This is a genomic window from Pseudalkalibacillus sp. Hm43, from assembly GCF_054170705.1.
In genome coordinates, this window is the sequence record NZ_CM135129.1 from 942,551 (window position 1) to 965,051 (window position 22,501).

General features: G+C 42.6%; 29 protein-coding genes. 8 read left to right on the top strand and 21 right to left on the bottom strand.

Annotated elements, in window-relative coordinates:
* Positions 1 to 77: 77 nt before the first annotated feature.
* The 5 genes from ACXQIQ_RS04985 to ACXQIQ_RS05005 form a co-directional block, all read right to left on the bottom strand.
* A complete protein-coding gene (locus tag ACXQIQ_RS04985) occupies positions 78 to 467 on the bottom strand; it encodes a DUF3397 domain-containing protein (protein WP_439299862.1) in 390 nt (129 codons plus the stop codon).
* Positions 460 to 1,365, bottom strand: a complete 906-nt coding sequence (locus ACXQIQ_RS04990; RefSeq protein ID WP_439299861.1) for a 2-dehydropantoate 2-reductase — start codon at positions 1,363 to 1,365, stop codon at positions 460 to 462. Before ACXQIQ_RS04990 ends, ACXQIQ_RS04985 begins: the two co-directional genes overlap by 8 nt.
* Positions 1,366 to 1,519: 154 nt before the next feature.
* Positions 1,520 to 3,058: an acyl-CoA carboxylase subunit beta gene (locus ACXQIQ_RS04995; RefSeq protein WP_439299860.1), complete on the bottom strand. Its 1,539-nt coding sequence runs from the start codon at positions 3,056 to 3,058 to the stop codon at positions 1,520 to 1,522.
* Positions 3,059 to 3,105: 47 nt separating this feature from the next.
* Positions 3,106 to 3,318 carry a biotin/lipoyl-containing protein gene (locus ACXQIQ_RS05000; protein ID WP_439299859.1) on the bottom strand — a complete coding sequence of 71 codons (213 nt, stop codon included), beginning with the start codon at positions 3,316 to 3,318 and terminating at the stop codon, positions 3,106 to 3,108.
* 12 nt (positions 3,319 to 3,330) lie between these two features.
* A complete protein-coding gene (locus ACXQIQ_RS05005) occupies positions 3,331 to 4,677 on the bottom strand; it encodes an acetyl-CoA carboxylase biotin carboxylase subunit (RefSeq protein ID WP_439299858.1) in 1,347 nt (448 codons plus the stop codon).
* 166 nt (positions 4,678 to 4,843) lie between these two features.
* Here ACXQIQ_RS05005 and ACXQIQ_RS05010 point away from each other — a divergent pair, with 166 nt between their 5' ends.
* Positions 4,844 to 5,374, top strand: coding sequence for an N-acetyltransferase (locus tag ACXQIQ_RS05010; protein ID WP_439299857.1), 531 nt, complete (start codon positions 4,844 to 4,846; stop codon positions 5,372 to 5,374).
* A 60-nt stretch (positions 5,375 to 5,434) separates the two neighbouring features.
* Here the strand turns inward: ACXQIQ_RS05010 and ACXQIQ_RS05015 are convergent, their stop codons facing one another.
* The 4 genes from ACXQIQ_RS05015 to ACXQIQ_RS05030 form a co-directional block, all read right to left on the bottom strand.
* Positions 5,435 to 6,052 (bottom strand): RsfA family transcriptional regulator, encoded by a 618-nt coding sequence (locus tag ACXQIQ_RS05015; protein WP_439299856.1) that lies wholly within the window; start codon positions 6,050 to 6,052, stop codon positions 5,435 to 5,437.
* Between the two features lie 103 nt (positions 6,053 to 6,155).
* Complete coding sequence (locus tag ACXQIQ_RS05020) at positions 6,156 to 6,914, bottom strand: enoyl-CoA hydratase/isomerase family protein (protein ID WP_439299855.1); 759 nt, start codon at positions 6,912 to 6,914, stop codon at positions 6,156 to 6,158.
* 196 nt (positions 6,915 to 7,110) lie between these two features.
* Entirely contained in the window at positions 7,111 to 7,284 is a 174-nt protein-coding gene (gene rpmF / locus ACXQIQ_RS05025; RefSeq protein WP_226551278.1) for a 50S ribosomal protein L32, read from the bottom strand.
* 52 nt (positions 7,285 to 7,336) lie between these two features.
* Entirely contained in the window at positions 7,337 to 7,864 is a 528-nt protein-coding gene (locus ACXQIQ_RS05030) for a YceD family protein (RefSeq protein WP_439299854.1), read from the bottom strand.
* A 192-nt stretch (positions 7,865 to 8,056) separates the two neighbouring features.
* Between ACXQIQ_RS05030 and ACXQIQ_RS05035 the strand changes: the two genes are divergently transcribed.
* Positions 8,057 to 9,286, top strand: coding sequence for a nucleotidyltransferase (locus ACXQIQ_RS05035; RefSeq protein ID WP_439299853.1), 1,230 nt, complete (start codon positions 8,057 to 8,059; stop codon positions 9,284 to 9,286).
* Between the two features lie 53 nt (positions 9,287 to 9,339).
* Here the strand turns inward: ACXQIQ_RS05035 and ACXQIQ_RS05040 are convergent, their stop codons facing one another.
* Complete coding sequence (locus tag ACXQIQ_RS05040) at positions 9,340 to 10,368, bottom strand: SepM family pheromone-processing serine protease (RefSeq protein ID WP_439299852.1); 1,029 nt, start codon at positions 10,366 to 10,368, stop codon at positions 9,340 to 9,342.
* Positions 10,355 to 11,149 (bottom strand): patatin-like phospholipase family protein, encoded by a 795-nt coding sequence (locus tag ACXQIQ_RS05045; protein WP_439299851.1) that lies wholly within the window; start codon positions 11,147 to 11,149, stop codon positions 10,355 to 10,357. Before ACXQIQ_RS05045 ends, ACXQIQ_RS05040 begins: the two co-directional genes overlap by 14 nt.
* Positions 11,150 to 11,269: 120 nt before the next feature.
* Here ACXQIQ_RS05045 and ylbJ point away from each other — a divergent pair, with 120 nt between their 5' ends.
* Positions 11,270 to 12,493 (top strand): sporulation integral membrane protein YlbJ, encoded by a 1,224-nt coding sequence (gene ylbJ / locus ACXQIQ_RS05050; RefSeq protein WP_439299850.1) that lies wholly within the window; start codon positions 11,270 to 11,272, stop codon positions 12,491 to 12,493.
* 20 nt (positions 12,494 to 12,513) lie between these two features.
* Here the strand turns inward: ylbJ and coaD are convergent, their stop codons facing one another.
* Both coaD and rsmD read right to left on the bottom strand, forming a co-directional pair.
* The gene (gene coaD / locus ACXQIQ_RS05055) at positions 12,514 to 12,999 is read right to left on the bottom strand and encodes a pantetheine-phosphate adenylyltransferase (protein ID WP_226551285.1); all 486 of its coding nucleotides are present in this window, start codon (positions 12,997 to 12,999) and stop codon (positions 12,514 to 12,516) included.
* A complete protein-coding gene (gene rsmD / locus ACXQIQ_RS05060) occupies positions 12,992 to 13,570 on the bottom strand; it encodes a 16S rRNA (guanine(966)-N(2))-methyltransferase RsmD (RefSeq protein WP_439299849.1) in 579 nt (192 codons plus the stop codon). Before rsmD ends, coaD begins: the two co-directional genes overlap by 8 nt.
* Before the next feature lie 433 nt (positions 13,571 to 14,003).
* Between rsmD and ACXQIQ_RS05065 the strand changes: the two genes are divergently transcribed.
* Positions 14,004 to 14,381, top strand: a complete 378-nt coding sequence (locus ACXQIQ_RS05065) for a DUF7147 family protein (protein ID WP_439299848.1) — start codon at positions 14,004 to 14,006, stop codon at positions 14,379 to 14,381.
* Between the two features lie 4 nt (positions 14,382 to 14,385).
* On the opposite strand, the gene ACXQIQ_RS05070 is transcribed toward ACXQIQ_RS05065, so the two are convergent.
* Positions 14,386 to 14,661, bottom strand: coding sequence for a YlbG family protein (locus tag ACXQIQ_RS05070; RefSeq protein ID WP_439299847.1), 276 nt, complete (start codon positions 14,659 to 14,661; stop codon positions 14,386 to 14,388).
* 94 nt (positions 14,662 to 14,755) lie between these two features.
* Between ACXQIQ_RS05070 and ACXQIQ_RS05075 the strand changes: the two genes are divergently transcribed.
* A complete protein-coding gene (locus tag ACXQIQ_RS05075; RefSeq protein WP_439299846.1) occupies positions 14,756 to 15,076 on the top strand; it encodes a hypothetical protein in 321 nt (106 codons plus the stop codon).
* Positions 15,077 to 15,140: 64 nt separating this feature from the next.
* Here ACXQIQ_RS05075 and ACXQIQ_RS05080 read toward each other — a convergent pair whose 3' ends face one another.
* Positions 15,141 to 15,581, bottom strand: a complete 441-nt coding sequence (locus tag ACXQIQ_RS05080; protein ID WP_439299845.1) for a YlbF family regulator — start codon at positions 15,579 to 15,581, stop codon at positions 15,141 to 15,143.
* 616 nt (positions 15,582 to 16,197) lie between these two features.
* Between ACXQIQ_RS05080 and ACXQIQ_RS05085 the strand changes: the two genes are divergently transcribed.
* Positions 16,198 to 17,013, top strand: a complete 816-nt coding sequence (locus tag ACXQIQ_RS05085; protein ID WP_439299844.1) for an ATP-grasp domain-containing protein — start codon at positions 16,198 to 16,200, stop codon at positions 17,011 to 17,013.
* Between the two features lie 3 nt (positions 17,014 to 17,016).
* On the opposite strand, the gene ACXQIQ_RS05090 is transcribed toward ACXQIQ_RS05085, so the two are convergent.
* From ACXQIQ_RS05090 to ylbD, 3 genes are all read right to left on the bottom strand, one after another.
* Positions 17,017 to 17,448: a hypothetical protein gene (locus ACXQIQ_RS05090; protein WP_439299843.1), complete on the bottom strand. Its 432-nt coding sequence runs from the start codon at positions 17,446 to 17,448 to the stop codon at positions 17,017 to 17,019.
* 157 nt (positions 17,449 to 17,605) lie between these two features.
* A complete protein-coding gene (locus tag ACXQIQ_RS05095; protein ID WP_439299842.1) occupies positions 17,606 to 17,833 on the bottom strand; it encodes a YlbE-like family protein in 228 nt (75 codons plus the stop codon).
* An 18-nt stretch (positions 17,834 to 17,851) separates the two neighbouring features.
* Positions 17,852 to 18,268, bottom strand: coding sequence for a spore coat protein YlbD (ylbD, locus tag ACXQIQ_RS05100; RefSeq protein ID WP_439299841.1), 417 nt, complete (start codon positions 18,266 to 18,268; stop codon positions 17,852 to 17,854).
* Between the two features lie 149 nt (positions 18,269 to 18,417).
* Here ylbD and ACXQIQ_RS05105 point away from each other — a divergent pair, with 149 nt between their 5' ends.
* Positions 18,418 to 18,906 (top strand): PaaI family thioesterase, encoded by a 489-nt coding sequence (locus ACXQIQ_RS05105; protein WP_439299840.1) that lies wholly within the window; start codon positions 18,418 to 18,420, stop codon positions 18,904 to 18,906.
* A 723-nt stretch (positions 18,907 to 19,629) separates the two neighbouring features.
* Here ACXQIQ_RS05105 and ACXQIQ_RS05110 read toward each other — a convergent pair.
* The 3 genes from ACXQIQ_RS05110 to safA form a co-directional block, all read right to left on the bottom strand.
* Positions 19,630 to 20,673 carry a CAP domain-containing protein gene (locus ACXQIQ_RS05110; protein ID WP_439299839.1) on the bottom strand — a complete coding sequence of 348 codons (1,044 nt, stop codon included), beginning with the start codon at positions 20,671 to 20,673 and terminating at the stop codon, positions 19,630 to 19,632.
* 165 nt (positions 20,674 to 20,838) lie between these two features.
* Positions 20,839 to 21,276, bottom strand: coding sequence for a CBS domain-containing protein (locus ACXQIQ_RS05115; protein ID WP_439299838.1), 438 nt, complete (start codon positions 21,274 to 21,276; stop codon positions 20,839 to 20,841).
* An 8-nt stretch (positions 21,277 to 21,284) separates the two neighbouring features.
* Positions 21,285 to 21,902: a SafA/ExsA family spore coat assembly protein gene (gene safA / locus ACXQIQ_RS05120; protein WP_439299837.1), complete on the bottom strand. Its 618-nt coding sequence runs from the start codon at positions 21,900 to 21,902 to the stop codon at positions 21,285 to 21,287.
* Positions 21,903 to 22,064: 162 nt separating this feature from the next.
* Here safA and ACXQIQ_RS05125 point away from each other — a divergent pair, with 162 nt between their 5' ends.
* Entirely contained in the window at positions 22,065 to 22,427 is a 363-nt protein-coding gene (locus ACXQIQ_RS05125; RefSeq protein WP_439299836.1) for a YugN family protein, read from the top strand.
* The last annotated feature ends 74 nt before the right edge of the window (positions 22,428 to 22,501 follow it).

Below are 22,501 nucleotides of genomic sequence, written 5' to 3' on the forward strand. Positions count from 1 at the left end.
CTTCCTTTCTACATTCACACCGTCACGTTGCGATTATGAGTATAGCAAATCCCATGGTCTACCATAAACAAATTTGCTTACCATCCTATATTGATGACCCGAATGATCAGACCATACAGACATAAGAACAAATAACCGGTTGAAAATAATAAGAAGTTGAATCGCCACGAGGTTTTAATGATTTGATAGATCCCAACGTCCTTATCTTGTTTCCAAAATACGAATGTAATACCGATGACGACCAATAACAACACAACCATGATCGGCCAAATGAAGGACAGACTCCATATCGTATACATGATGACAAGCACGGATAAGATCAGGAAAAACGTCGTCACATCTGTTGCCAACAAGAAGGATCTCTTTTTCTTCTTCGTCAATCTTTTGGTGATCCAGTACACTGCTATCCAAGCAAGAATCGGCACTGTCACGAAAGTAGCTAATGAACCAAGTAAAACGTCAACCATCGTTTCCCCTTCTTCCCTTTTCCATCCCCTTTATCGCACGATAGACGAATTCCTGATTGGGAATCTTCAGATTACTGTTCTCTGCTAGACGTACTAAGTACCCATTAATTGCCTCGATTTCTGTTTTCCGTCCTTGTTCGATATCCCTGAGCATGGAAGATTTATTTAATGAAGTATTCTTGCAAACCGCCATCAAATCCTCCCACGCTTCCTTTTCCGCCAGCTGAAGAACTCGACATGCTTCGCGGCTTAAACTGCTCATCAGTTTGATCCACTCAGGATGATCTTGCAATTCTCCATTCCTTACCTTTAATAATCCCGTCAAAGGGTTGATGACCGAATTGATATGCAGCTTACGGCTAAGCATTTCATACCAATCTGATTGTAGGATGAATGGAAATGCATCAGAAGAGAGCTTATTCCAGTTGATACCTGAGTGACCATCCAGATAAGGTGCCACTTTTGTACGGCCGATCCCGGTATGTTGGATCACACCATCTGATTGTCTCAACGCACCATGCTCTACGATTCCGAGAAAGAGGGAATGACTTTTCAATTCTGGTATCAAATGTATATGTTTCATGCCATTTTGCACAAACAGGATTGCTTTCGTCCGCTCAAACCTCTCTGAAATGAACTTCATGATGGATTCTAATTGGTACGACTTCACCGCTATGATGAGAAGGTCCTTTTCAACCAAGGCGTCTTCATCAATCAGACTTACTCCAGGACGGGTTGAATACTCTCCTTCTCCTACCTTCAATAGCAGTCCGTTTTCTTTAATCGTTTTTACTTGCTCTTCCCTACGGACGAACAATTCCACCTCGTGCCCCATTTTCGTCAAATGGGCGGTATACAATAATCCGACCGATCCCCCACCGATGACCGCTACCTTCATCCGAACCCCTACTTTCTACTCATTCTTTTTCCATATTAGCACAGCAATCCATCCTAAACACTCCGCTTTTCCTGATCGAGATCATCTTTTATGTAAAAAAGATCAACCCGAACATAGGTCGGATTGATCTTCAGCAAGCATTCAAACTTTGGAGTTATACCGGATACACCGGGTGCTTACGTTCACTGAACGTCATTTCTTTGGATTCGTACATGCTATATCGATCAATCAACTCTTCACGAAGGTCATCTCCTGAAACGATTTCATCCACAATCATCTCAGAGGCAAGCTTGTAGATATCAATATGTTCTTTGTACTCTTGATGTTTCTCTTGAACATATTTCATTCGTTCCTTCGGATCTTCAATTTCATTGATCTTGTTGGAATAAACCGCGTTCACGGCAGCTTCTGGTCCCATGACGGCAATTTGCGCTGTCGGTAATGCAATACAGCAATCAGGCTCGAATGCAGGACCTGCCATTGCATACAGACCTGCACCGTATGCTTTTCGGACAACGACCGAGATCTTCGGAACGGTCACATCACTCATCGCTGCAATCAACTTCGCGCCATGACGGATGATACCTGCACTTTCCACCTTCGTCCCGATCATGAAACCTGGTACATCCGCAAGGAACAATAACGGAATGGAGAAGGCGTCACATAATGTGATGAACTTCGCCGCCTTATCGGCTGAATCGACAAATAGGACCCCGCCTTTGACTTTAGGCTGGTTGGCTACGATACCGACTACTTTTCCGTCGATTCTCGCAAAGCCCGTCACCATCTCAGGTGCAAACAGCTTTTTCATTTCATAGAAGCTTCCTTCATCCACTAGGCCGTCGATGAATTCATACATATCAAACGGTACATTCTGGTTTTCTGGAACGATTTCGGATAGATTGCGCCCTTCCTTCGGGATGACCGCTTCTACCTTTTCAGGCTTATGCTTGTAATTGGATGGGAAGTATGAAAGATAAGAGCGCGCAGATTCAATCGCTTCCTCTTCATTATGCGCGAGTACATCTCCACATCCACTGACGCTGCAATGCATGCGTGCGCCGCCCATCTCTTCGAGTGTCACTTTTTCCCCGATGACCTTTTCGGCCATACGTGGTGAACCTAAGTACATGGATGCATTCTGATCGACCATGATGACCGTGTCACAGAATGCCGGAATGTAAGCCCCACCTGCTGCTGATGGTCCGAACAGCACACAAACTTGCGGAACCATTCCGGACATTTTCACTTGATTGTAAAAAATCTTCCCTGCTCCTCTTCGGTTCGGGAACATTTCAATCTGGTCAGTGATTCGCGCACCTGCCGAATCGACCAAATAGAACATCGGTACTTTGAGGCGCATCGCTGTTTCCTGGATGCGGATGATCTTTTCAACCGTTCTGGCACCCCAAGAACCTGCTTTAACAGTTGAATCGTTCGCCATCACACAGACCGTCTGACCATTCACTTTACCGATCGCTGTGACAACACCATCTGCCGGAAGGCCTTCAGCCTGGTTATTGGCAAACTTTCCATCTTCAACTTTATAAGATCCATCATCAAACAATAATTCAAGACGCTTTCTTGCGAATAGCTTGTTCTGCGCCTTCAGCTTTTCATGGTACTTCTCCGCACCACCGGCTTCAATTCTTGCTTTCGTCTCTTGCAATGTTTCATTTATCGTTTTCAACATCTGAATCCTCCTTCATTGCTAGTGAGAGAACGAGCGCTCATTCATTTTTATTTCATGACGACGAGTACGTCACCTTCATTAACGAAATCACCGACATTTACATTGACAGTACCTACTTCTCCTTCTTCTGTCGTTTCAATCGGGATTTCCATTTTCATTGACTCAAGTGTAAGAACAGCTTGTCCTGTTGAAACATTTTCTCCTTCAGATACCAATACATTCAATACTGTTCCTGCCATAGATGCTTTAATCTCTTTCATGTTGTACCACTCCTAATTGTTTACTTTTGTTTTTACTTGGTTCAGGTAATTTGTTGTGTAATTCCCTTTTTGGAAAGACTCTTCATTCAGGATTGTCGTGAATAAAGGCCCATTGTGCTTGATCCCTTCCAATTTCCATTCATTGAAGAACGAAATGGACTTTTCTAGAGCGTCTTGACGGTCTGTTCCATAGATGATGACTTTTGCGACCATCGGGTCATAGAAAGGTGTTACCTGGGTTTGTGATGCAAATCCAGTATCCACTCGAACACCATCTGCTGTAGGATAATCGAATGTCTCGATTTTTCCTGGAGAAGGCATGAAGTTGACTGGATCTTCTGCATAGATTCTGTACTCGAAGCTATGACCTTTCGTTGTCAACTCTTCTTGCTTTTTCGGAATCGGATTTCCTTGCGCGATCTTAACCTGCCATTCAACGAGATCCAATCCTGTAATCATTTCTGTGACAGGATGCTCGACTTGTAAGCGGGTGTTCATCTCCAAGAAGTAGAAGTTCTCTTCTTCATCTACAATGAACTCGACAGTACCCGCATTGGTATAGTTTACATGATCCCCTGCTTGGACGGCCGCTTCACAAATCTGTTGGCGGACTTCATCACTCAAGAAAGGAGATGGTGTTTCTTCAATGACCTTTTGATGTCTTCGTTGGATCGAGCAATCCCGCTCGAACAGATGGACGACATTCCCATGGTCATCACCGAAAATCTGCACTTCAATGTGGCGACTGTTCGTAATGAATTTCTCCATGAACATTTCGTCATTACCGAAGTATGCTTTTGCACGATTCTGGCTGGAAACGAATGCGTTCCGCAACGACTTTTCATCTTCACAACGCTGCATGCCAATTCCTCCGCCACCTGCACTTGCTTTGATCATGACTGGATAGCCAATTTCACCCGCAAGCTTGACAGCTTCTTCAACATCTTTCAATGCCCCGTCACTACCTGGAACGACAGGAACGCCTGCTGCTTGCATCGTTTCTCTTGCTCTCACTTTGTCCCCCATCGCTTCTACCACATCTGCAGAAGGTCCGATGAACGTAATGTTAGCGTTTTCAACTTCACGTACAAAATTTGCATTCTCGGATAGAAATCCGTACCCCGGATGGATTGCGTCGACTTTTTCTGTTCGTGCAACCTCTAATATCCGTTCGCTGTTCAAATAGGATTTTGCGACTGGCGGCTCACCTATTTCATATGCAATCTTAGCATTTTTCACGTAAGGAAGGTCACGGTCGGCTTGTGAATAAACGATCACAGGCTCGATTCCTAGCTTTTCGCATGTTTGTACGATTCTTGCTGCGATTTCTCCTCTGTTCGCGATTAGTATTTTCTTCAAACGATCTCCTCCTACTCCAATGGGCTACAATCTACTACTTTCAACAAGAATAGGGTAGATTCCTGTAGAAATCTGCAGAAATTTTTCACTATTGCAGAATTTTTCGTAATTTTATTATATAATAAAGTTAGACATATAGGGAGAGTAAATGAAGGGGGATGCGATTATGTATAAAGTGCAAAAACTTCTCGTTAACTATAAAACCCTTGAGGAATTCAAAAAATTCAAGGAATACGGGATTCAGGAGCTATCCATGCTCGAGGACCTTCAAGAGAATATCATCGAAAACGATAGTGAATCACCGTTTTATGGAATTTACTACGGAAACAAGCTTGTTGCTAGAATGAGTCTTTATCGAATTGACGGGCATTATGACCGTTATTTCGATCCACCACAAGACTACTTGGAATTGTGGAAGTTGGAAGTATTGCCTGATTATCATGGAAAAGGATTCGGAAGCGCGCTCGTCCAATATGCCAAGTCTTACAATCTACCTATCAAAACGAACGGACGACAACGTTCTAGCGAATTCTGGGAAAAGATGGGCTTCAATTCCGTCACCTACAACCCGAATCGTGACCGCGGTGAGAACCCTTATGTATGGTATCCTGCCGGTGTACACGAGCAACAAGACGCCACGACGAGTGAAGGTCCATTGAAGGAAATGGATCTATCCTCAGAAAGCATAGAATCTTAAAACGTAAAAAAGTGGTCGATCAATAATGATCGGCCACTTTTTTCTTATGGGGTATATCGATTATTTCTCTACCTTCTGGAGGTTTCCGTTATAATCCATCTGGAACTTTACTTGTGAAGCTTCTTCATCGTCTTCTGTTATCGCCATTTTTCTCGCTCTGTCCATGAAATTCAATAATACCCTGTAATCTTCATGTACTTTTTCGTATTCATCCTGGACTTTCCTGATCTGACACTCGAGTTCTTTATTCTCCTCAGCCAATTGAGCATAATCTTCCTTCAATTGTTGGTATTCTTCCAATATGGATTCTGCATTCATTTCTGTTTCTTGTATGTTTTGCAAATAGTTTATGACATCCTCCATACATAAACTTTGATTGTCGGTATTCATGACTTTTACTTGATCCTTTTCAGGTTGTGCCGACTTTTTCTTCGACTTGGACGAAGCTTGATTTGCTTGTTTGCGTTGTTTTTTTGCGATGGTGATGGCTGCATCATATTTTTTCCGTATTAAAGAATTCCACCGGAAACCGCATGCAGCAGGTGTCCTTGATAATTTCTTCCCTACCTCTTCAAATGCCGCCAATTGAGTTCCACCTTCACGTATATGTCGGAGAACGACTTCAGCTAGCAATAGATCTTCATCGTGATTCCATGCATCTTGGCGTGTGGAGCCCATCTGCATCCCTCCATACATTTCTACTTTTATAACCAACATATGCACATAGTAGAAAAGATAGACTTCGTTCTAGTAAAAGATGCAGGAGCACCAATAGGTTGAATTAACGCCGCTTCAGGAAGGCAGCGACAGCCTCGTGGTGCTCATCTGACGCCCATAACTTGGAGCACTCACGGATTTCCGCTTCCATGTTTGCTTTTGTTTTCTGGAGATTGATCTGATCGAGTCGACGTTGCTTGTAGGCCTTGAGAACACCGATTGTTTGATTGGCGATCGGTTGTAGCCAAGTCTGGAATTCATTTTCCGTATATCCGAGTTCTTTTTGAATGAATCCTTTCGCAACTCCTTCTGCAGCCGTGTATTTTTCAGAGCTGAGCAGCCATTCGAGTGCTGTATCATTCGCCACCCTTTCCATGAGGAAGGTGGTTCCTCCCCAGCCAGTGGTAATCCCTAATGTTCCCTGAATGAAACCGAATTTTACATGTGGAGCGGCTAGCCTGAAGTCACACGCTGAAGCAATTTCACACCCTCCGCCGACCGCCACGCCATTCAACAGCGCGATCGTCGGTTTCGGAAAGGTGAACAGCTTGAATAAGACATCCCCCATTCTGGACAGCATCGTATAGGCCTCTTCTTCTGTATGCAATTGATGGAACGCCGATAAGTCTCCGCCAGAACAGAACGATTTGTCGCCTGATCCGGTTATGACAAGGACTTTTGCGTTGTCATCATGCTTCAGTTCATCAATCGCGTTGTCGAGCAGATCCATCATTTCGTAATTTATCGCGTTGTATCGTTCTGCATGATTGAGTGTAATCCATCCGATTCCGTCTTTTACTTCCACTAGCAATTTGTTCACCACAGTCGTTTCCCCGCCCCTTCACAGCATTTTATTTAACATTATACACGTTTTAGAAAAATAACCGGGTTCAAAAACCACAGCTATCGCCTCTATGTGGTATCGATATCGGTGTTTCTCTGTTTTCAGTACCAGCTAGCGGCCTCTCTATGCCCAATAAAAAAACAAGGAGGACAATTCCTCCTTGTTATCTTATAACTTACTTTTCAACTACTTCTTTTCCTTTGTATGTGCCACATTCGCCACATACTCGGTGAGAAAGCTTGTATTCGCCACAGTTAGGGCATTTGACCATTCCAGGTACTTTCAACTTATAGTGTGTACGACGCTTGTTTTTACGAGTTGTAGAGGTTCTTCTAAAAGGTACTGCCATGGTTTTCCACCTCCTTGAAGGAATTGTTCAGCTAGAGCATCTCAATGCTTCTTCACTTTTCATCATTTTTATCAAAGAATTTGGCCAATTCGGCCATCCTAGGATCAACTTTTTCTTCTTGATCCGGTTCTTCCTCAACGACATCCCATCCTTTACCAGATGGTGGTGCGGGAGGGTTGTCCGTTGGTTCAGAGCTGATGACCTTCAACGGCTTTTCCAACAGAATGTTTTCCTGAATATAAGGTATCAGGTCCACTGTATTTCCTTCAACGACGTGGATGTCCTCTTCATTCGCATCCATTCCATGATCAGGGTCGAACATGAAAATTTCAGTCGAATGGATATGGAACGGGTAGAGCACATCTTGGAGCGTTACCGAATCCGGCAACGTCATCGCCCCTTTGATCGTCAGATGGAATACAGCACGATTTTGGTTGACTTCCGCGTTCCCAGTTATGTGGACCGGTGTCAGATCGCGGATTTCAGGCTCCAAATCGCTTATTGAATCCAACTCAATGGTTTCATCAATTTCTAGTCCTTTACGTTGAAAACTTCTCAATTGTTGTATGGACCATTTCATTTGTCATCACCTCAAGGCAACAGTAGTAATTATAGCTTTCCACAAAAAAATTGTCAACATTTTTTCTTTACAGTCGTTTTCAATCTTTCGGCAGAATTTGGTACAATAGAATTCCACATTCATATTTACTTTAAACATACCAACAGTGTAACGCAAACTCTTTTTTACTACCAAATTATAAGGAGTCAAAATATGAAGGCATTAGGTTTAGTGGTGGAGTACAATCCCTTCCATAATGGACACTTCTATCATCTCCAGCAATCCAAACAGTCCTCTCAAGCGGATGTGACGATTGCGGTCATGAGCGGGAACTTTCTGCAACGGGGAGAGCCCGCACTCGTGTCAAAATGGACGAGAACCCGCATGGCACTTGAGGCTGGCGTGGACATCGTTGTAGAACTTCCATACGCTTACGCTACACAACGGGCGGATCGCTTTGCTTACGGGGCGATCTCCATTCTGGATGCGTTAAAGACAGATGAAGTTATTTTCGGCAGTGAATCCGGAAATATACAACCTTTTATTGAAACCGTCGACTTTTTGAACACACATGAAAAAGAATACAACGAGAGCATACAGGAGAATGTCAAGAAAGGCATCAGCTATCCAGCAGCCGCTTCAGAGGCATTCACTCAACTCACCAATCGACCTGAGGATATCGTAGATCTCTCACAACCAAACAACATCCTTGGCTATCATTACGTGCAATCGATCCAACACATCAATCCGGACATCAAGCCCAATACGGTAAAAAGAACAGGCGCAGGCTACCATGAACATGGTGAAGGTGAGAATGATATCGCCAGTGCGACAGGTATCCGGAAAATGCTTTTTGATGGGGATGCAGACTTATCTTCCATTCAGCGTTTCGTTCCGGCATCTACATACACCGGACTAACCCAACATCAAAAAGAATTCGGTCATTTCATGAATTGGGAGCGATACTTTCCCCTGTTGAAACACCGAATCATTACATCGACAGACGAAGATCTGAGACAGATTTATGAATGTGTGGAGGGAATTGAAAATCGGTTGAAGGAGTGTATCGTTCATGCAGGAACGTTCACGGAATTCATCGAACGGGTCAAAACGAAACGATACACATGGACTCGATTGCAAAGGCTCTGCACCCATATTCTTACGAATGCAAAGAAACACACGATGGAAGTCGCACTCACCGAAGCCCCTTCGTATGTCCGACTATTAGGTATGAGTCCGGACGGTCAAGCGTACTTGAACAGTGTTAAGAAAGACATGAAACTCCCTCTTGTCAGCATGCTTTCGAAATACAGTGACCCATTTTTCGAATTGGATAAGACCGCAACGAATACCTACATTCTCGGATATCCGAACGAACAGCACATTTCACTATGGAAACGTGAATACGCCACACCTCCTATACGACTCCATGTAAACACATAAAAAAGAGCCGGACATCCGTTCTTCTACGGGTATCCGGCTCTTTTCCTACTATCTCATTCGCTGTGTTTAAGTTCTTTTAAATAATCGAGGGCATCCTTGAATGTTTTTACAGGGACGATTTCCATATCGGTATTGATATCCTCTGCAGCTTCTTTTGCTTCTTTATAGTTGTCAGCAGCTACGGGTGAAAAGAATACATCCGCTTCCGCATTATCTGCTGCCACGACTTTTTGTTTGATTCCGCCGATCGGTCCGACTTCCCCTTTTTCATTCATTGTACCTGTACCCGCTATGTGATACCCCTTCGTCCAGTCTGTGTCCGTCAATTGATTGTAGATTTCTAACGTGAACATCAAACCAGCTGAAGGACCACCGATCTGGTTCGTATCAATCTTCAGTTTTGGATCGGTTTTGATTTCAGTGAACGTGACAGGGTAAGTGATGCCGATGCCGGCACGTTCATCACCATCTTCGTCCATAAGCTTTTCAGGGAATGGTTTCAGTGGGATGTTCACCTTTTCTTCCTTCGAATCACGGACTACCGTCAATTCCACTTCTTCATTCGCCTCAAACTTCTTCAGCCCTTCGACGAGTTCTTCTGCTGTTTTGATTACTTTTCCGTTCAATTCAGTTATGAGATCTCCTACATTCAATAGATCATCTGCAGGCATACCTGAAATGACACCCGTTACGAATACGCCTTTATTTTTGATTTCAATTTCCTTATCCGCTTCCTTATAGGCGACGATGGTTGCTGCGTGTTGAGAGCTTTGCATCAATTGCAGTTGACGGGACTGATATTCTTCTTCCGTCTCATCTGAACCTCTGATATGATCCTCCGGATACACCTCTCTATAGTCGCTCAGCTTTGCCCATAAGTATTTGGCTCCATTCGCTTTTCCGACCAATACCGTTGTCAACATGAAGGTGCCTTCAGCTTCATTCCTGTCTTCCACTTCGATAATTGGAGTGAGTTCCTTTGCATCTCCAGGTTGTGTGAAATAATACGGAATCGGTACGAACGCCAGTAATATTGCGAGTAGGAGACCTGCCCATGGCCAATAACCTCTATATCTCTTCATTCTGTTTCCTCCAGTTTTGTATTACAGCTTCGATATCCGCAATTCGGCCATTCGTTTCTTTTTCGCCGATTTCGATGATCTCTTCTATGTCTTTGAAAGCGGAGGCACTGAAATTTTCCACATGGGGCCTGATCAAGACATCCGTCGTGATTTCATGTGCTTTGACCAATTCGCGCTGCATGATATCGATGCTTTGCATGATCACATCGAAAATCGTACTGATCTCAGGATTCTGTTTAATATGGGAAATGTCGACGGCAATGATGATATCTGCTCCCATTTGTTTCACGACCGAAACAGGTACACGATCGATGACACTCCCATCCACCAGGAGCCGTCCGTCCTTCTTATACGGGACAAAAATTCCAGGTACCGCAATGCTCGCTCGAACAGCTTCTGAAATCAAGCCTTCCTGGATGACGACTTTTTCCGCCTTCAGCAAGTCGGTCGCGATGATTGAAAATGGAATATCGAGCTCTTCTATCTTCTTCCGTTGGGTCAAGGCATAAATCAGCTGCTCGACTTTCTTGCCCGAAACGAACCCCATCTTCGGAACAGTATAATCCATATAATACCTTCTACGAAACATTTTCGCCATCTTCACCATCGTGGCGGGCTCGTGACCAGTACAATAAAAAGCTCCTACAAGTGCCCCCATACTGCTACCTGCTACCATGTCAATCTTGATACCTGCATGATGGAGCGCCTTCAAGACGCCTATATGTGCAAACCCTCTGGCTCCACCCGAACCGAGTGCTATACCGATTTTAGGTTCCTTCACAGCACGTCCTCCTTCGTGTAGGGACAATTGGTCTAATCTGTACAAGCGTACGTATAAATAATAGGGACAACTTCTTCTAGATCGCCTATATATTTAGACTATTCATAAGGAGGCTTTAGATTGTACCTTTCGCGCATAAAAAATCTGATCATCGCCCTTCTGACGACCTTATTCGCCTTCTCTATTATGATATACCCTAAAGCCGCCTTCGAATCATCCTTGAAAGGGCTTGAAATGTGGTGGGAAATCGTCTTTCCTTCCTTGCTTCCATTTTTCATAATCAGTGAATTATTGATTTGCTTTGGTGTCGTCCGTTTTATCGGAGTTTTAATGGAGCCGATCATGAGGCCATTGTTCAACGTACCTGGTTCAGGGGGGTTCGTATGGGCAATGGGGTTAGCTTCAGGATTTCCTGCAGGTGCCAAGTTGACCGCCCGTTTAAGACAAGAAAAAGAAGTGACACAGCACGAAGCTGAACGTTTGGTCGCTTTCACCAATTGTTCCAATCCTCTTTTCATCCTCGGGGCTGTAGCCGTAGGGTTCTTTCATAATGCAGAACTGGGTATCCTGCTTGCCGCTTCACATTATATGGGTAACATCATCGTCGGTATCATCATGCGATTTTATGGATCATCTGAAATCGCGGCACCGGTTTGCAGGAAGCCGACAAAAATCAATCTATTCATGCATGCATTAGAGCGAATGTATCACGTCAGACAGATGGATCCCCGTCCGTTCGGTAAACAAATGGGAGATGCAGTGAAACATTCGATTCAAACGCTGTTGATGATAGGTGGGTTCATTCTCCTATTTTCTGTACTGAACAGAATGTTGACGGAATTCAATATTACGATGTTATTCGCTACCATTTTAGCTTCAGTGGCTAGCCTGATTGGTTTTTCTCATGACATCATTTCGCCATTCATCTCCGGATTGTTTGAGATCACGCTAGGAAGTAAACAAATCAGCGAGACATCCAGTTCCGCACTATTACAACAAGCGATCGTCGTCAGCTTCATACTCGCTTTCAACGGCTTTTCCGTACAAGCTCAAGTGGCGAGCATACTAGCTGAGACGGACATCCGGTTCAAACCATTTTTCCTTGCGAGGATCATGCATGGATTCATAGCTTCTGTATTGACTCTGATCCTATGGAAACCACTTTATTTGAATCATGGTCATCAACCCACCGTGGTTGAAACATTTTCGACTCATCCATCGATTTCATGGATTTATGATGCCTGGGAAAGCCTGCTATCGGTCGGTGCATTGATTACATTCATCAGTCTGCTAGGTTATGTAACCTTACACTGGAAATCACTCAAATGGAAATCCGCCAGGTAAAAGCTTATGTATCTAACGCATTATTTAGCAAACTTCTTCTTCAGCGCTTCTTCTACGATTTTAGGGACCAAGTCGGAAACAGGAGAATGATATTTTGCTACTTCCTTTACGATGCTGGAGCTTAAGAAGGAGTATTGATTATTTGTCATCATGAAGAAGGTTTCCACAGATTCATCCAACTTTCTGTTGATTGAAGTGATCTGCATCTCGTACTCGAAGTCAGAAACGGCACGGAGTCCTCTAAGAATGACTTTTGCACCAGTCGTTCTCACATAATCCATCAATAGACCATTACAAGTATCCACTTTTATGTTGGGAAGGTCCTTCGTCGTTTCTTTGATGAGTTCCATCCTTTCTTCAACTGAAAACAATGAACTCTTGCTCTGATTATTCGCCACTACGACAATCACTTCATCAAAGACACTTGCACCTCTTTGTATGATGTCGAGATGTCCATATGTAATCGGGTCAAAGCTTCCCGGACAGATTGCTAGCTTCTTATTCATGTGTCATCGTCCTTTCGTCCTCATTCACAAATATTGTAACCGCTGTTGTACTGTTATATTGCTCATGTTTATGCATTTTACAGGTACCGATTTGCTCAGGTAGTCGAAGTTTCGCATCGTGCTCAGCCACAATCAGTGCTTGTGACTCTAACAGATGATGTTCGACGAGGAATTCAATTTCTTTTGCGATCTTCTGTTTCCTATAAGGGGGGTCTAGAAAAACGTATCGGAATCGAATCTCTCTTTTTCGAAGCGCTTTCAAAGCTCTGTATGCATCATTTCGGAACACCTCTACCCGATCCACCACATCAAATGTTTGGATGTTTTCTTTGATCGTTTCAATCGCTTTCGGTTCTGCATCGACAATCGTGGCCTGTTCTACCCCGCGACTTAGCGCTTCGATGGACAGAGCTCCACTGCCTCCATATAGATCAAGGGATCGTCCACCCTCGAAAAATGGACCGATCACATTGAAGATCGATTCGCGTATTTTATCCGATGTAGGTCTTGTACCGGTTCCCGGAACTGCCTTCAATCTTCGTCCTTTAAAATCACCAGATATGATTCTCATTTCGTATACCTCACATCGTTATATTTTCCTCCACTATCCTACCATAAAAGAAGCAAATTCTTAAATACAGTGTATATCTGTTTTTGAACTGTACAATAATAGGATTAACAACATCATAGATGGTGTTGTTAGTTGAACCACGGAGTAAGCTTAATTTCCCCATAGGCTTAACTCCGGTTTCTCCTCTCCCATTGTTCCATTCTTACGGCGAAAAAACATTTCAATGATGTTTCCAGCATGTTTTGATATGGAACAGCCCGCAGGCATTCCTACCTGCGGGCATTTTTTTATGGGTAGATGAACATATGTTGAAGAACGCATTTCCACGACTCTCCTGATGGCCTACAACCCTATGGAATCGGTAAATGGAGAAATCGTTCACACATCAATGGATTCGTGCTACAGTATGTATGTAATGAAAGGAGTCTTACATATGATACAACGATTCATAGAACTAGGTGAGGGTTACTCAGACCTATACGAACTTATTGAACTAGCGGATACGAATGAAGCCCGACTGAGTAAATTCGTTGCGCTGAAAACAGTCAAAAATGACCAAGAAATCTGCTCACTTGCCATCGTTCTGCAACCTGCAGGTGAATCCAACTTCCAACCGATCTACATCTGTCGGGAAGGGATTCGCGAACACTCGAAACGTTGGGACCTATTCGAGCAATGTGCTGTGCGCCATAATAAAGAAATCCAACTCTTGGAGGTTCGTCCGTCGAGTGGATTTAATGAAATCGACCTATATTATCAGTACCTTACGGGTATTCTGAGATTGCAACATATCATTCCTGCCTGGCAATAATGTTTTATAACCCGATTTTATAATCGTATTCTTTTGCCTTGTCCGGCATTGCGTTTTGATATTCAGTCTTGATATGCGCCTTATGTGAAGGCTCTACCTTCTTGACGAAGTGTAGTTTTTCAATCTTTTCGATGATTCGCTCCTTTTGAGCGGTATCACAATAAAGTACTGCATATTTCATACGCTTGGAAACATAATGGATGTTCCCGAATTTCCGAAGCTGTTTTATGTATTTTAAAGAATGTAGCCAAATCGCTAATCCTGTCCGGTTCGTCAGCATAAGCACACTCCTTTATCCCGGTTTTTATTCAGTCTAGCACGAAGATCGCTGACATGGCAATCTCAATTATCGATTATCCAAGGTGTGTGGTGAAATGGATCTTGATAAGGTATGGACTGTTTTCATCCAAAAACTTCAAAAAGAAGATGGTATTCAATCTGTTGAAAAAACACAGATGGCAGGAATTCCATTCTTCTATTTGACGGTTCACGAGGATATAGTCCATAAACAAATGCAAAAGCTGATCGAAAAGGCAGCCGTTCAAGCTATGAAAGGAAAAAGGCTTCATTCCGAAATGATTTTTGTTAGGAAAGAAAACAATGTATACGTATACCGAGGTAGATTCTTCGTACCCCAGGAAAAGATGTTCTGCTGCGGCAACCTATGCCATGACTGCATACGATTCAGGAGTTGAATGATCCTTCTACCTATCAAAAAAAGGGAAACCCGAACGGGTTTCCCTTTATCGATTAAGTACATCAACCACAGCCACAAGATCCACCGGAACCACAGCCTCCACCACATGACATGTTGTCAAAGAATGGATTTCCTGTAGGGACCTTGATATTCTTGGAGACTTGACCTGCGATGATTCCGCTGATTTCATTCAGCAGTTTTTCGAGGGCTTTCTCCGCGACTTTATATTCGTACACTGTATCCAGGAGATCGACTTCACGCTTAAGAACTCGGATATCCTTCGAAACCGTCTTGTAATCCGGATGATATTTACCGAATCGCTGGACTTCTTCGTACTTCTCCTTCATCTTGCTGAACTCATATATGAGGCGCTGGGCCTTTTTATCATTCTGAAGCTTTCGTTTAGCTTCTTTATATTGCTGTGCGACATCTGAATGGACCACCATTGCTGCAAGTTCATCTGCACCATCCAGAATCTCAATGCCTTCAATTGTTGCTAACATGTGATACACCTCCACCCTTTTCAATGGGTTATCACTATTATGCCACACAATCGCCACACATTTCCATGCTTCTAACCGAATCGATTCCAACTACTTGCAATACAACCATTCAAGGGAGGGTATTTCGTTTAAAAAGGCTCTTATCTGAAAGATTATTGCTTTTTAGTGACTTTTAGAAACTGACCTTGTGCAAGTTGATTGGAGAGCAAGGTGCGAGACTCCAGCGTGCCTACTACCTGAATAATCTCCTGGCAAGGCATGCGACGAGGAAGCTCGCTCCACAGGACTTTCTTGTAGACGCAGGAGCACAAATGGCTTCTTTGAAAATGTATCATTTTTGTGTTGACATCCTGTGCAAGTGAGTGGGCTCACCGCACGCCCCGCGGAAAGCGAGCATCCTTGAGGGAATCGACAACTTTTAAAGAAAACTTGGCGAGACCAAGCCTTTTTTAGGGTCGAGTCCTAGTTGCCCTTATACTGAAGAAAGTATTTTATACTTTCTTCAAGTGCAAGAGCAACAAAGATTGAGATAACAGCCTTTTAAAAAATCAATTGACAGAATGTATGAATGACCATATAATTTTCTCGTTTAGTACATTTTTTAGGGGATAGAAAATTGAAATTAGTAACGTTTAATCCGTTTCGCACCATCGGTATTCCTGGCGTCCATTACATCAAACCGGAATTGATGTTCCGTGAAAGTTCTTCTATCAAAGACGCTGAAGTCATCCTGTATCCTGAACACTGGCAAGTGAATTCCATTGTGTATGGATTGAAGAAACCAGTGTTTCCTAGCGTAGAAACCATCCATCTTGGATATGACAAGGTGGAAATGACCAGAGCTTTCTGGACGGTATGCCCAGAACACGTTCCCTATACGGAAATCTTAGGTAGATCCGAATCGAACATCAGACATGTTTTGGATACATTTCCTTTTCCATTCGTTGCAAAAGAACCTCGCAACTCCATGGGTAGAGGGGTATTTTTAATCAACTCGGAAGAGGACTTCCTTAAGTATTCTGAAAAAAACGAAACATTCTATGTGCAAGAATACTTGGAAATGGACCGTGACTTGAGAGTATGTGTCATTGGTGACGAAGTTGTTGCCGCTTATTGGCGAGTTAGCGAAGGCTTCCATAACAATGTTTCAAAAGGTGGTCTTGTCGATGTCAATCACATACCACAAGAAGCGTTGGAGTTGACCATGCAAGTCGCGAAACAGTTGAATGTGAATCACGCAGGCTTTGATCTTGCCTATGTGAATGGGAAGTATTATTTCATTGAATTCAATACATTGTTCGGAAATGATGCTCTTCGAGAAATGAAAATCAACTTGCAAGAAAAGATTTTTCAATATCTTTTGAAAGAATTCAAACCGTTACAACCGCCGAATCCATTCGGTTCTAAACAAGTGACGCCACTGAGCTCATAATATTCAACGGACTTGTACAAAAAATTGCTTTTCCAAGCCATCGATTTTTTCACCATCGGTATCGACAAGGGATACGCGGATATGGTGGTTTCCTTTGGCTAGATCCTTAATAACAAATGCAGCTTTATATACCGGAAAGGGTTTTTGATGATTGACAGAGATCTTCAAGTACCCTTTTTTGTCGTGCTGAGATTTCCCTTCCCCCTTGGTGAATTCAAATCCCGGAACATAACATTCTACGGATATATCGTTGTTCGTCACCATATGCCTGACTGTCATGCTCAATTCTTGGGCTGGATTGGTCACTTCCATCGCCTGAAACGAATCCGGTCTTGATTCAACGACGACTTGTTGCAATTTTTCATCATGATCCCATTGGCAACCGGACAACAATGCTATGGTAATAGTGGATAACATAATACGATTCTTCATCATGATCAGGTGACACCTCCTCACCCGATATCTTTTGCGGACCATAAAAGATTTATCCACTTGCTTGTCCAAAATAAAAAGGCTGACTCGTAAGTGCTATTAGCCTCGCAGCCTAAATGGTTCTGGAGGTGTGGAACACTTTTATTTGAGTCAACCTGCGTTATTGTTTTGCAAAAAGCTGTAAAAGCTTAGAAAAGGACTCGATTTGTCCATTCAATCGGTCCACTCTTTGACCGAACGTTTGACCATAGAAGGTTTTTGCTTCTTCTTCAAGTTCCTGGATGGAAGCAGGATTACGAGACAATTTACGATACCAGTGGGGTTGTTCTCGGATGATGAATTTCAGATCCGGCCGTTGATCCAAGTATTGGATGATTTCTCTCCGCATAGTTCTTACTCCCTTATCCTAGTCTTTGAAATATTGATTAAATGGGTTGTTATTCGTCGGTGGTCTCGTCGGACCTTTCGATTGGAAGGACTGGAGCATCTCTTGAATGCCTGTTACTGCAGAACTGAACTGAGATACATACTCCCTCACTTCTTCCATATCGAGGTTTTTGAACATATTCAATAACTCCCCAACGGACAGATCGTTGACACTTGTTCCTTTTTTCTTCGTTTTTTCTTTTGTATTTGCAACCCCTATTTTTCGCTCAATGTATTGACCCCATTGCTCATGGTCTTCACCAAGTAAGTTCCATTCTGTAAAGACTTCTTGCCATGACTGGTTGCCAGTTTTTACGTGATCGATTAATCCAGGGTGTGAGCGTACAAACATCTTGAATTGTTCGACCTTTACGTTTTTATTCGCTTGCTTACTCACCTTAATGCCTCCCCATTACGTTCAACTCAAGCCTACAGTATATAGTACAATGAAACACGTTATTATGTTCGCCTATTTTATAGTTGCGGAACGTATTTTTTCATTGATAAACTTACAATGCGCATACATAAAGGAAAAGAGGAACCCATATGGATTTGAATAAAGAAATTCTAAACAAGGTGCAAGATGTCCTGACTTCAGCAACCGATGAAGATAAACGTGTTCTGACACAAGTATTAAATGGCCTTCAATCCAAACACAATGGTGAATATAAGACTTACATAACAAGTTTCATGAAGACGAGCATACAGGAATCTGGTGAACAGCTTGAAATGAGTATTCCGATTACACCGTTTCTTAGTAATTCCGTAGATATCGTACATGGCGGATTCACGGCTACACTTGCAGACACAGCAATGGGTACCCTCGTCAATCGAAGGATTCCAGAGAATCTGGTTGCAGTCACTTCAGAGATGAAGCTGAATTATATCGCTCCTGGTGTTGGTGAAGCTTTACGCTGTGAGGCTACCATCCTTCATCTGGGGTCTAAGACTTCCGTTACAGAGTGTAAGATTTACAATGATGTAGGAACACTCGTAGCAGCAGCCTCAGGCAGTTTTTATTTGATCCCCAGATAATAAAAAAGGCTGGTCTCAAGAGAACGGGTTCTGATACCTGTCACAAAACCGTAATTTACTTAAGAAATTGCATATGGAAATGCATAGATAATTGCACTGTATTTCATATTGTATTAGATATAAAATAAGCCGAACTTTCAATCCATTACGGATCGATGTGCGGCTATTTTTTTCAGTTTTTTAAACTAAAGCGCGCGATAATTAATGAAGAATGACTAATTCATAAATCTAACGGACATTGAGGACCTTATTTCTATAACTTATTCATTTTCACTAAACTTAACGGACATATGATACCTTATTTGGTCCAAAATCATCAAAAACAATATACTTTTTAAAGAATAGCGCATCTGATGTCCGTTTGCACACCGAAATTGGCGTTTTTGTCACAAATAACGGATCTGATGTCCGTTAAACCCTATCTCCCACCTTCAACAATCCTGTCCATTTGTTGAATAACAATAAGTTTAAAAATCTTGATTACCTTCCGCATTCTAACAAAAACAATTAATAGTAAAATGCAGGTCAATTTGCAAACATACAGGGGATTCTGTAAGGTTACAAATTGTTCTATTTGAGCAATAATCCTTATTTATCAACAAAAATAGTGCCTCAAATTGCTATGCAATTCGGGCACATTTTAGTCAACATATTTATTGTTTGTGATAGATAACCGAACCGGCTGGTCTCAAGCTTTTTCTCTAGAGAACCAGCCTTTACATTTTATTCAAATGGAACAATGAAGTTCTGCGTGTAATATTTTTCATAGACTCCAACACCAAGATGTGTGAAGTCTTTATTCAGCAAAGCCTTTCGGTGTCCCTCACTGTTCAACCACCCGATTACAGCTTCAATACCGTCAATATAATTCGCCGCTATGTTTTCACCCGCTTGGAGATAACGAATATCCCCATTTTCTAAACGGTCTGATAAACTCCCGGATATCGGTGACTCATGAGCAAAATAATTTTCTTCACTCATTTCCTTACTGTGTCCGTAAGCGACCTGAGCTGTATTCTCATGCCACTGTAACGGTGCCTGACCGTATTGCTGGCGGATGACATTTGTAATTGTGAAGATTTGTTCCTCTTCCCCATCCCGGATCTGCTTCCGCTCATCTGACGAGATTTTAGGCTGCTCAATCAATTCACCACGGTACTCTAAGGAATATGGTCGTTGCATGACCAAAACTTTTGGATCCAGGTAACGGGCACCTACCAATGTACCGTCAAATTGATCCAAATACAATTGCGCCCAAATACCGTTGATTTTCACGAGAGGTCTCGTATTCAACTCTTCTTGTGTCAGCTCGAACCGATAACGATTCCCATCAACATTCAAAGGGACTTCTCCTTCTATGTTCACCTTCGATTGTACTTCGGACGTCTTTTCACCTATTTTCAGTGGAGATATGTCGATATTCTTTCCGAGTACGAATACCGTTACAATCTTCCCTTTTTCCACCCCAAACTGGATATATTGGTCTGGATTTTGCTCATAAATCCACCATTGGTACCCATAAGAGGAAGAATCGATGCGATCTGGTTCACCAAGTTCAGCAATCAGCTCTTCCTGATTCATGGAGAAGTAATGATTTATGCCCCCTTCAGGAAGATCCAGATTTTCTGAAGCAGAAGAATTTTCGACCGACTCCTGTTGGGCTTGGTTTTCTTTATTTACTTCCGGGAGATGCTTCAGGTCTTCGTACAGAATACTGAAACCATACATGATAATGGCAATAACGATGATCAACCCGAAACTCTTCATCTTAGCCCTCCCCCATCCATCGTATAGACTTTAACCTCACATTACATGAAAGAGGCCAGGTTGTCTATTTGGACAAACCAGAAGTGTTTCTATACATCCTATTCAACATCGTAATGATTCATACAAAAAAGGTTGACCTTCTGTAAGGTCAACCCGCTGATCATCTTAGTGATAAGGTTGTTGATCTGGATCTGCCTCAGATATATCCGTTAATGCTACACCAGCTTGTTCATTGGTTTCTCTATGCTTCGCGAGATCTCCAAGTGAGACAATGCCAATGAGCCGGGTTTCTTCAACAATCGGGAGTCTGCGAATTTCATGCTGCATCATTAAATGGATTGCCTCATCCACCGACATCTCAGGAGTTCCAGTAATGATGTGATCACTCATCACATCTGTGATTTTCGATGCATTAGGTTTCTTTTCCGCTACACCTCGAACCACGATATCCCGATCTGTAATCATTCCGACTAACTTGTCATTTTCACAGACAGGAATAGCACCGACATGATCGTCCTTCATCTTTACAGCTGCCTCATAAACATTGTCCAGTACGGTACAAAAGTCTACTGGCTTGGTCATGATGTCTCTTAATTGTTTCATTCGATCACCTATTTCCTGATGAACATTTGTGTCCAATAATACCTTCCGGAACCACCCTTAGCATAACCGACACCAATGTACGTATAATTCGAACTTAAGATATTTTTCCTATGACCTGGACTCTTCATCCAAGCATCCACGACCGCTTGTGCGGAGGTTTGTCCCATTGCGATGTTTTCACCTGCGGATGTGTAGTTGATATTGAAATCCCGCATCATTTCGAATGGAGATCCGTATGTCGGTGATTGGTGAGAAAAGTATCCGTTATTCTTCATATCATTGGATTTGTATCTCGCCACCCGTGATAATTGCCAATCCGCTTTCAATGGTCCGAGGCCATTCTCGGCACGTTTTTGATTCGTAAGTTTGATGACCTCATATTCAATCGACTTGATCTTCTGTTTTCTCGGAATATACACTTTATCTCCAGGATAAATCAGATCAGGATTTTCAAATTGGGGATTCGCATTGATGATTTCAGACAACCCGATTTGAAACCATTTTGAAATTTTCCAAAGTGTATCTCCAGATTTGACGATATGGACTGATTGACCTTGAGCCTGTGCAGGTGATTGAAGACAAAAACTCAACATCAATGCTAATGCTACAACCATCCATTTCTTCATCTCATCTCCTCCATTTCACCGTTTAGTTTGACCAATTTTTCAATTTCTTTTCAGTTTTGATTGCAATTTATTTCAAATCAGTTGTGGAAAGATTGCATCTTTAACAGTTTCGTACTATTATAATGAAGGAAAGAACATATCGAAGGATGTGGAGGATTACTCATGAAATTTGAAGAGATCGGCTTGGCCGGCAAGGTTCTGGACTTTGAAATGCTTGAGCATTTGACGAATGAGGTTGGTTTCGTTCGAGCAGGCCAATGGGATTACGAACGCATTACATACGATTATAAGTTTGAAAACATGGATACGGGTGAAGTCTTCTACTTGCGTGTTCCTTGTTATGCTGTCGAGGGTGAAGTGGAAACTGGACATGCACTCATCAAATTGATGGAACCATACTTAGGGAAGCATTATTATCCTCATGGTGTCGAGTATGATGAAGATTTCCCAAACAAGATCGTAAGTACTTGTAAGAAGCTCTTGAATCAGCTAAAAGAAGAAATCGATAAACACCATACGGATTAATGGAGAAGGTCTGGCTAAGCAGTCAGACTTTTTTTGTTGAGAATTAAAGAAAGATGTCTGTTCATATTTTCACA

What these genes read in the sequence shown, in the direction of transcription:
- ACXQIQ_RS05000 (WP_439299859.1), bottom strand. Translation starts at nt 3,318, where the DNA reads ATGAAAGAGATTAAAGCATCTATGGCAGGAACAGTATTGAATGTATTG.
- ACXQIQ_RS05070 (WP_439299847.1), bottom strand. Translation starts at nt 14,661, where the DNA reads ATGCTGACGAACCGGACAGGATTAGCGATTTGGCTACATTCTTTAAAA.
- ACXQIQ_RS05035 (WP_439299853.1), top strand. Translation starts at nt 8,057, where the DNA reads ATGAAGGCATTAGGTTTAGTGGTGGAGTACAATCCCTTCCATAATGGA.
- ACXQIQ_RS05115 (WP_439299838.1), bottom strand. Translation starts at nt 21,276, where the DNA reads ATGAAACAATTAAGAGACATCATGACCAAGCCAGTAGACTTTTGTACC.
- ACXQIQ_RS05075 (WP_439299846.1), top strand. Translation starts at nt 14,756, where the DNA reads ATGGATCTTGATAAGGTATGGACTGTTTTCATCCAAAAACTTCAAAAA.
- ACXQIQ_RS05040 (WP_439299852.1), bottom strand. Translation starts at nt 10,368, where the DNA reads ATGAAGAGATATAGAGGTTATTGGCCATGGGCAGGTCTCCTACTCGCA.
- ACXQIQ_RS05090 (WP_439299843.1), bottom strand. Translation starts at nt 17,448, where the DNA reads ATGATGAAGAATCGTATTATGTTATCCACTATTACCATAGCATTGTTG.
- ACXQIQ_RS05125 (WP_439299836.1), top strand. Translation starts at nt 22,065, where the DNA reads ATGAAATTTGAAGAGATCGGCTTGGCCGGCAAGGTTCTGGACTTTGAA.
- coaD (WP_226551285.1), bottom strand. Translation starts at nt 12,999, where the DNA reads ATGAATAAGAAGCTAGCAATCTGTCCGGGAAGCTTTGACCCGATTACA.
- ACXQIQ_RS04990 (WP_439299861.1), bottom strand. Translation starts at nt 1,365, where the DNA reads ATGAAGGTAGCGGTCATCGGTGGGGGATCGGTCGGATTATTGTATACC.
- ACXQIQ_RS05110 (WP_439299839.1), bottom strand. Translation starts at nt 20,673, where the DNA reads ATGAAGAGTTTCGGGTTGATCATCGTTATTGCCATTATCATGTATGGT.
- rpmF (WP_226551278.1), bottom strand. Translation starts at nt 7,284, where the DNA reads ATGGCAGTACCTTTTAGAAGAACCTCTACAACTCGTAAAAACAAGCGT.
- ACXQIQ_RS05095 (WP_439299842.1), bottom strand. Translation starts at nt 17,833, where the DNA reads ATGCGGAGAGAAATCATCCAATACTTGGATCAACGGCCGGATCTGAAA.
- safA (WP_439299837.1), bottom strand. Translation starts at nt 21,902, where the DNA reads ATGAAGAAATGGATGGTTGTAGCATTAGCATTGATGTTGAGTTTTTGT.
- ACXQIQ_RS05080 (WP_439299845.1), bottom strand. Translation starts at nt 15,581, where the DNA reads ATGTTAGCAACAATTGAAGGCATTGAGATTCTGGATGGTGCAGATGAA.
- ACXQIQ_RS05030 (WP_439299854.1), bottom strand. Translation starts at nt 7,864, where the DNA reads ATGAAATGGTCCATACAACAATTGAGAAGTTTTCAACGTAAAGGACTA.
- ACXQIQ_RS05105 (WP_439299840.1), top strand. Translation starts at nt 18,418, where the DNA reads ATGGATTTGAATAAAGAAATTCTAAACAAGGTGCAAGATGTCCTGACT.
- rsmD (WP_439299849.1), bottom strand. Translation starts at nt 13,570, where the DNA reads ATGAGAATCATATCTGGTGATTTTAAAGGACGAAGATTGAAGGCAGTT.
- ACXQIQ_RS05010 (WP_439299857.1), top strand. Translation starts at nt 4,844, where the DNA reads ATGTATAAAGTGCAAAAACTTCTCGTTAACTATAAAACCCTTGAGGAA.
- ACXQIQ_RS05065 (WP_439299848.1), top strand. Translation starts at nt 14,004, where the DNA reads ATGATACAACGATTCATAGAACTAGGTGAGGGTTACTCAGACCTATAC.
- ACXQIQ_RS04995 (WP_439299860.1), bottom strand. Translation starts at nt 3,058, where the DNA reads ATGTTGAAAACGATAAATGAAACATTGCAAGAGACGAAAGCAAGAATT.
- ACXQIQ_RS04985 (WP_439299862.1), bottom strand. Translation starts at nt 467, where the DNA reads ATGGTTGACGTTTTACTTGGTTCATTAGCTACTTTCGTGACAGTGCCG.
- ACXQIQ_RS05015 (WP_439299856.1), bottom strand. Translation starts at nt 6,052, where the DNA reads ATGGGCTCCACACGCCAAGATGCATGGAATCACGATGAAGATCTATTG.